General features: G+C 70.3%; 5 protein-coding genes. 2 read left to right on the forward strand and 3 right to left on the reverse strand.

From position 1 onward, the window contains the following. Nucleotides 1–57: 57 nt before the first annotated feature. Nucleotides 58–1,128: an RluA family pseudouridine synthase gene (locus ACE3QW_RS10020; protein ID WP_374251392.1), complete on the reverse strand. Its 1,071-nt coding sequence runs from the start codon at nucleotides 1,126–1,128 to the stop codon at nucleotides 58–60. A 29-nt stretch (nucleotides 1,129–1,157) separates the two neighbouring features. Between ACE3QW_RS10020 and ACE3QW_RS10025 the strand changes: the two genes are divergently transcribed. Then, a complete protein-coding gene (locus ACE3QW_RS10025; RefSeq protein ID WP_024280365.1) occupies nucleotides 1,158–1,505 on the forward strand; it encodes a hypothetical protein in 348 nt (115 codons plus the stop codon). Between the two features lies 1 nt (nucleotide 1,506). On the opposite strand, the gene ACE3QW_RS10030 is transcribed toward ACE3QW_RS10025, so the two are convergent. Both ACE3QW_RS10030 and trxA read right to left on the reverse strand, forming a co-directional pair. Next, entirely contained in the window at nucleotides 1,507–2,178 is a 672-nt protein-coding gene (locus tag ACE3QW_RS10030) for an LON peptidase substrate-binding domain-containing protein (protein WP_374251393.1), read from the reverse strand. Between the two features lie 111 nt (nucleotides 2,179–2,289). Continuing rightward, nucleotides 2,290–3,216: a thioredoxin gene (gene trxA, locus ACE3QW_RS10035; RefSeq protein ID WP_029555296.1), complete on the reverse strand. Its 927-nt coding sequence runs from the start codon at nucleotides 3,214–3,216 to the stop codon at nucleotides 2,290–2,292. A 338-nt stretch (nucleotides 3,217–3,554) separates the two neighbouring features. On the opposite strand from trxA, the gene ACE3QW_RS10040 reads away from it, so the two are divergent. Beyond that, the coding region (locus tag ACE3QW_RS10040) for a chromosome segregation SMC family protein (RefSeq protein WP_374251394.1) at nucleotides 3,555–6,163 on the forward strand (2,609 nt) is incomplete at its 3' end.

Genomic DNA, 6,163 nt, shown 5'->3' on the forward strand with positions numbered 1-6,163 from the left:
TAGGTTTCATCCTCTCACGTCGCTGCGAGAGCGGATTGCGTTTCTGCACGCTCGCGATCAGTCGCGCAGCGCCGCCTTGAGCGCCGCAAGATCCTGCGGCAGCTCGCTTTCAAACGACAATTCCTCGCCGGTCACCGGGTGCGCGAAGCCGAGCCGAGCGGCGTGCAGCGCCTGCCGGCCAAGCGCGGCGAGGCAAGCCCGGGCCTCGTCCGGCAGCAGCGACACCTTGGTCCGGAAGCCCTGGCCGTACACCTCGTCGCCGAGCAGCGGATGGCCGGCATGGGCCATGTGGACGCGGATCTGGTGGGTGCGCCCGGTCTCCAGCCGGCATTCGATAAGGCTCGCGACCTCGGTGCCGGTCTTGCCGACGAAAGTCTCCAGCACCTCCCAATGGGTCACTGCGTGACGGCCGGAACCCCGCACCGCCATCTTCTGGCGATGGGTGGGGTGCCGGTCGATGGGGGCGTCCACCCGGCCGCGAGGCTCGGGCACGCCCCAGACGAAGGCGAGATAGGCCCGCTCCAGCGGGCCGGTACGGCCATGGTCGGCGAACTGGGCGGCGAGGCCCTTGTGAGCGGCGTCGGACTTGGCCACCACCAGCAGGCCCGACGTATCCTTGTCGATGCGGTGGACGATACCCGGCCGCCGCACGCCACCAATGCCGGAGAGGCTGTCGCCGCAATGGTGCAGGAGAGCGTTCACCAGCGTGCCCGAGGCATGGCCCGGCGCCGGATGCACCACCAGCCCGGCCGGCTTGTCGATGACAATGAGATGATCGTCCTCGAAGGCGATGGTGAGCGGGAGGTCCTCCGGCACCGGCTCGGCCGGCTCGGGAGGCGGCAGGGTCAGGGTGTAGACCTCGCCGGCATTGACCCTCGCGGCCGCGTCCCCTACCACTCCCCCGCCGATGGACACCTGCCCTTCCGCAACGAGACGCTGGATGCGGGTGCGGCTGAGTTCGGGCGCAAGGCGCGCCAGGACGCGATCCAGCCGCTGCCCCGCATCCTCGGGGGCGACGGCGAGGGAGAGGCTCACGCCAGCGTCCTGACCGGCTTCGTCCGGCCCGATGTCGTCGGTGAGGTCGTCGAAGCCGTCGACAAGGGCAGCTTCGGTCGTCTTCGCGTTCATTCTCGTCCCGTCAGGAGCCCCGGCCCCTCATGTTCCACCGCCCGCCCCAGATCGACACCCCCGAAGAGGCGCTGACGCCGGAACAGGAGCGCGTCATCCGCAAGTTCCGCCGCTTCTCCAGCATCTCCATGCTGGTCATGGTGCTGGGGGTGGCGGCCGTGTTCGGCGTGATCGGTTATCGCATGATCCGGGCGAAACCGCTTGCGTCGGGCGAAATGACCGCGCTGCTGCCCAAGGGCGCCCGCATTGTCTCCACCGCCGTCTCCGGCGACGTGGTGGTGGTGGCCATCGAGGTCAACGGCGCGACCGAGATCCGCACCTTCGATGCCCGCACCCTCGCCCCGGCGGGTCGGCTGCGCTTCGCGGTGGAGCCCTGAGCTACTGGAGCGATCCCTCGCCGTCCCCCGGCATGCGGGCCAGCATCATCTGGGTGATGGCCACCAGCATGTCCGCGCGGGCCTTGAGGTTCTCCGCCTCCAGCAGCGCCTGCTTCTCCAGCGCGCCGTAGGGTGACATCACCGAGAGCGCGTTCACCAAAGTCTCGGTGCCGGCCTGGCGGATACCGTCCCAGTCGGCTTCCAGCTTGTTGGCGTCGAGGAAGGCCGCGAGCGCGGCCAGCACCGCCTCCCGGTCCACCTCCGCCTCGCCGGCCGAGACATCGAAATCCTCGGCGAACAGGGCCGTATCGATGCGGAACTGGCGATAGGGGGTAGTCACCGCCATCTCCTCCACCACGCGGAAACGGCAGATGCCGCTCAGGGTAATGAGATAGCGCCCGTCCCCGGTCTCGCCGAACTGGGTGAGACGCCCCACGCAGCCCACCTTGTGCACAGCCGGTCCGCTCGCGCCCGCAGGCGCCGCCTCGTCGGGCTGGATCATGCCGATGATCCGCGCGCCGGCCAGCGCATCGTCCACCATGGCGAGATAGCGCGGCTCGAAGATGTTGAGCGGCAGCTCCGCCCGCGGCAGCAGCAAGGCACCGGTGAGCGGAAACACGGGGATCACCGGCGGAATGTCCGCCGGCGACAGGTAATTGCGGTTGTTAGCCACGAAAAAATCCTTCTCGAGCGCCTTCGAGCGAAACTCCGTCCGCGTCGGCAAAGCGCATCGACCAATGATCGAAAGCTGCGTCTCGCCCCGGAATAAGGAAAGGCCGCGCTCTCAGGCGAACATGATCGCCGACAATTTCTTACGTCCTGAAAGGGTGAGCGGATCGGTCGGGCCCCAGGCCTCGAACAACTGGACCAGCTGCTTGCGCGCGGCATCTTCGTTCCAGGCGCGGTCGCGCTTGACGATGTCGAGCAGGTGGATCAGCGCGTCTTCGCGGCGCCCCTTGGCGTTGAGCCCGATCGCGAGATCAAAGCGGGCCTGATGGTCGGCCGGGTCGAGGTCGAGCTTCGCCTGCAGCGTCGCGAGGTCACCCAGCGAGGCGGCCTGCTCGGCGACATCGAGGGCGGCGCGGGCGGCGGCAACGGACGGGTCGTTGGCCTTGTCGGCGGGCGCAAGCGCCAGCGTCGCCTTGGCCTGCTCCAGCGCGCCGGCCGCGACCTGGGTGCGCACGAGGCCGGCGAGGGCCTTCAGATTGTCCGGCTCCTCGCCCAGCACGCCGGCGAAGATTTCGGCCGCAGCGGTCAGGTCGCCGTCCGCCAGCGCGCCTTCGGCCGCCGCAAGGGCTTCCTCCAGTCCGTCCGTGGCAGGCCCGATGAGGCGATCGATGAACGCCTTCACCTGTCCCTCCGGCAGGGCGCCCATGAAACCGTCCACCGGCTGGCCGTTCACGAAGGCATAGACGGTGGGCACCGACTGGATGCCGAGCTTGCCGGGGATCACCGGATGGTCGTCGATGTTCAGCTTGGCGAGGCGCACCTTGCCCTTGGCGGCTTTCACCACCTTCTCGATGACCGGCGTCAGCGTCTTGCACGGGCCGCACCACGGCGCCCAGAAATCCACGAGGACCGGACGGCGCTTCGATTCCTCCATCACCTCTGCCATGAAGGTCTGGGTGGTGGTGTCGATGATGTCGCCGCCGGCGCTGTCCGAACCCGCAGCCGGTTTGGCACCCGTGGCGCCTGCCTGATTGAGCAGCATGTGTCGCAATCCCCGAAAATCCAGCCCCGCAGCGCCCGAAGGCGCCATCGCCGGGTCGGCCCCCCATAAATGGGGCGCAGACACACCGACGCAATGCGGCGCTTGCCGCCTTGTACCCCTTTCAACGGTGGAAGGTAAGGCAGGAGGCGCCGGCGCAACCACAAGACGCATCTGCGTGCACCTCCCGCCGACGCACAAGGCACCCCCTGTGGATCGTTGACAAACCAAGGCTTGCGCGGGGGTGATGGCCCATGCACGCTGGTTTGACCTCCACCGGAAAGGCTGGCACACCCCGCGGCGATGACCCTGTTCCCCATTCCCACAGCCAAGATCGCGGCATGAAGTTCGACCGCCTGCGGCTCGTGGGCTTCAAGACCTTCGTCGAGCCCACCGATCTCCTGATCGAGCCCGGCCTTACCGGCGTGGTGGGGCCGAACGGGTGCGGCAAGTCCAATCTTGTCGAGGCGCTGCGCTGGGTGATGGGCGAAAGCTCCTACAAGGCCATGCGCGCCAACGACATGGAGGATGTCATCTTCTCCGGCACCACGGGGAGGCCGGCGCGCAATTCCGCAGAGGTGGTGCTGCACCTCGACAATTCCGACCGCACCGCCCCTGCCGCCTTCAACGAGTGGGACCAGCTGGAGATCGTCCGCCGCATCGAACGCGGTGCCGGATCGAGCTACCGCATCAATGGCAAGGACGTCCGTGCGCGCGACGTCCAGCTCATCTTCGCCGATGCCTCCACCGGCGCCCGCTCCCCCGCCCTCGTGCGGCAGGGGCAGATCGGCGAGATCGTCGGCGCCAAGCCCAATGCCCGCCGCCGCATTCTGGAAGAGGCCGCCGGCGTCGCCGGCCTTCACGCCCGCCGCCATGAGGCCGAGACCCGTCTGAAGGCCGCAGAGCAGAACCTGCTGCGGCTGGAGGATGTCATCACCCAGTTGGGCACGCAGGTGGACAGCCTGCGCCGCCAATCGCGCCAGACCGTGCGCTACAAGTCGCTGGCCGCCGAAATTCGCCAGTGCGAGGCAACCCTGCTCTGGCTGCGCTGGCAGGACGTCACCAAAGCGCTGGCCGACGCCGAGCAAGCCGTTGAAGCCGCCAAGCGCGACGGGGCCGAGCACACGCGCCTGCAGGCCGAGGCCGCGCGCCTTCAGGCCCTTGCCGCCCATGCGCTCCCGGCGCTCCGCCAGAAGGAGGCGGAAGCCGCCGCCGCCTTGCAGCGCCTGACCCATGCCCGGCAGGAGCTGGACGCCGAAGAGGCGCGCCTTGCCGCCCGCAAGGAGGAGCTGGAACGTCGCCTCGTCCAGCTGGCTCAGGATACCGCCCGCGAAGAGGCCCTCTCCCACGACGCCGAGAGCGTGCTGGAGCGTCTCGCCACCGAGGCCGAAAACCTGCGCTTTGAGCAGGAGGAGGCGGCCGAGCGCGAAGCCATCGCCGCCGACATGCAGGAGGAGGCCGCCGCCTTTCTGGAGGAGGCCGAGCGCGCCCTTGAGGAAAAGACCGCGCACTTTGCCGATCTCGGCGCCCGCCGCGCTTCGCTGGAGCAGCTTCTGCGCGAGACGCGCGACCGGCTGGTGCGCAACGCCGCCGAGCGCGCCTCCGTGGAGGCCGAGGAAAGCCGCCTGAAGCAGCAGGCCGGCACCGACGCCCTCGAAGGCCTGCGCATGGAGGCCGAGGCCGCCCGCGACGCCTTGGCCGAGGCCGAGGAAGCGAGCATCGACGCCGAGGTGGCCCACACTGTCGCCCGCCGCGCCATTGAGGAACTGCGCCCGACCCTCGCCGAGGCGCAGGCGCGCTTCGGCCGTCTGGAGACCGAGGCGCGGACGCTGGCGAAGGTGCTCCAGTCCAGCGATGCGCGCTTCCCGCCTGTGGCCGATCTCGTCACCGTCGCCAAAGGCTATGAGACGGCGTTGGGCGCCGCCTTGGGCGACGATCTCGACCTGCCGGTGGACGGCGCCGCCCCCGCCCGCTGGGCCGGTGCGGCATTGGACCCGTCCGACCCCCCTTTGCCGCACGGCGCCCAGCCCCTCTCCCGCTTCGTCTCCGGCGCCCCGGCGCTGGCACGGCGGCTGGCGCAGGTGGGCATCGTGGCCCGCGCCGACGGTCCAGCGCTGGCGAGCCGTCTGAAGGCCGGCCAGCGCCTCGTCTCCATGGAGGGGGACCTTTGGCGCTGGGACGGCGTGGTCGCCGCCGCTGACGCCCCCACAGCCGCCGCTCGCCGCCTCGCCGAGCGCAACCGCCTCGCCGACATCGAGGCCGAGGCGGCGCTGGCGGAAGCACATCTGGACGAAGTGCGCGCCACCCTCGCAGACCGCGAAAGTGTCTTGCGTCAGGCCGCCGAGGGCGAAAATCTCGCCCGGGAGGCCCGCCGCGCCGCGCAGCGCTCCGCCGAGGCGAGCCGCGCCACGCTGGAGGCGGCCGAGCGCCGCGCTGCCCAGCATCTCGCGCGGCTCTCCGCACTGGCCGAGGCCCGCAATCGCCTCGCCGCCGTGCGGGCCGAATCGGAGGCGTCGCTGACCGACGCCGAGCGCCAGCTCGCCGCCCTCGACACGCCACAGGTGCTCGAATCGGAGCTGGCCCGCGCCCGCGCGGACACCGCCGAGCGCCGCGCCGCCGTGGCCGAAGCCCGCGCCCGGCTCGATGCACTGCGACGCGATGCCACCCAGCGCATGCGCCGGCTGGAAGCCATTGCCGCGGAAGAACGCTCCTGGCGCCAGCGCGCCGGAGGTGCCGGGGAACGGCTTGCCGCGGTCGCTGCCCGAGAAGCCGAGGCGAAGGCCGAGCTCGCCGAGATCGAGGAAGCGCCCTCCGAATTCATCCGCCGCCGTCGTGCGATCATGAATGCGCTGGAAGAGGCGGAGGCCGCCCGCCGCGAGGCCGCCGACCGGCTCGCCGAGGGCGAGGAGGCACTCGCTGCCGCCGACCGGGCCGCCCGCGACGCACTGGA

It is taken from the genome of Xanthobacter sp., from assembly GCF_041911315.1.
Classification (GTDB): Bacteria; Pseudomonadota; Alphaproteobacteria; order Rhizobiales; family Xanthobacteraceae; genus Xanthobacter; species Xanthobacter aminoxidans.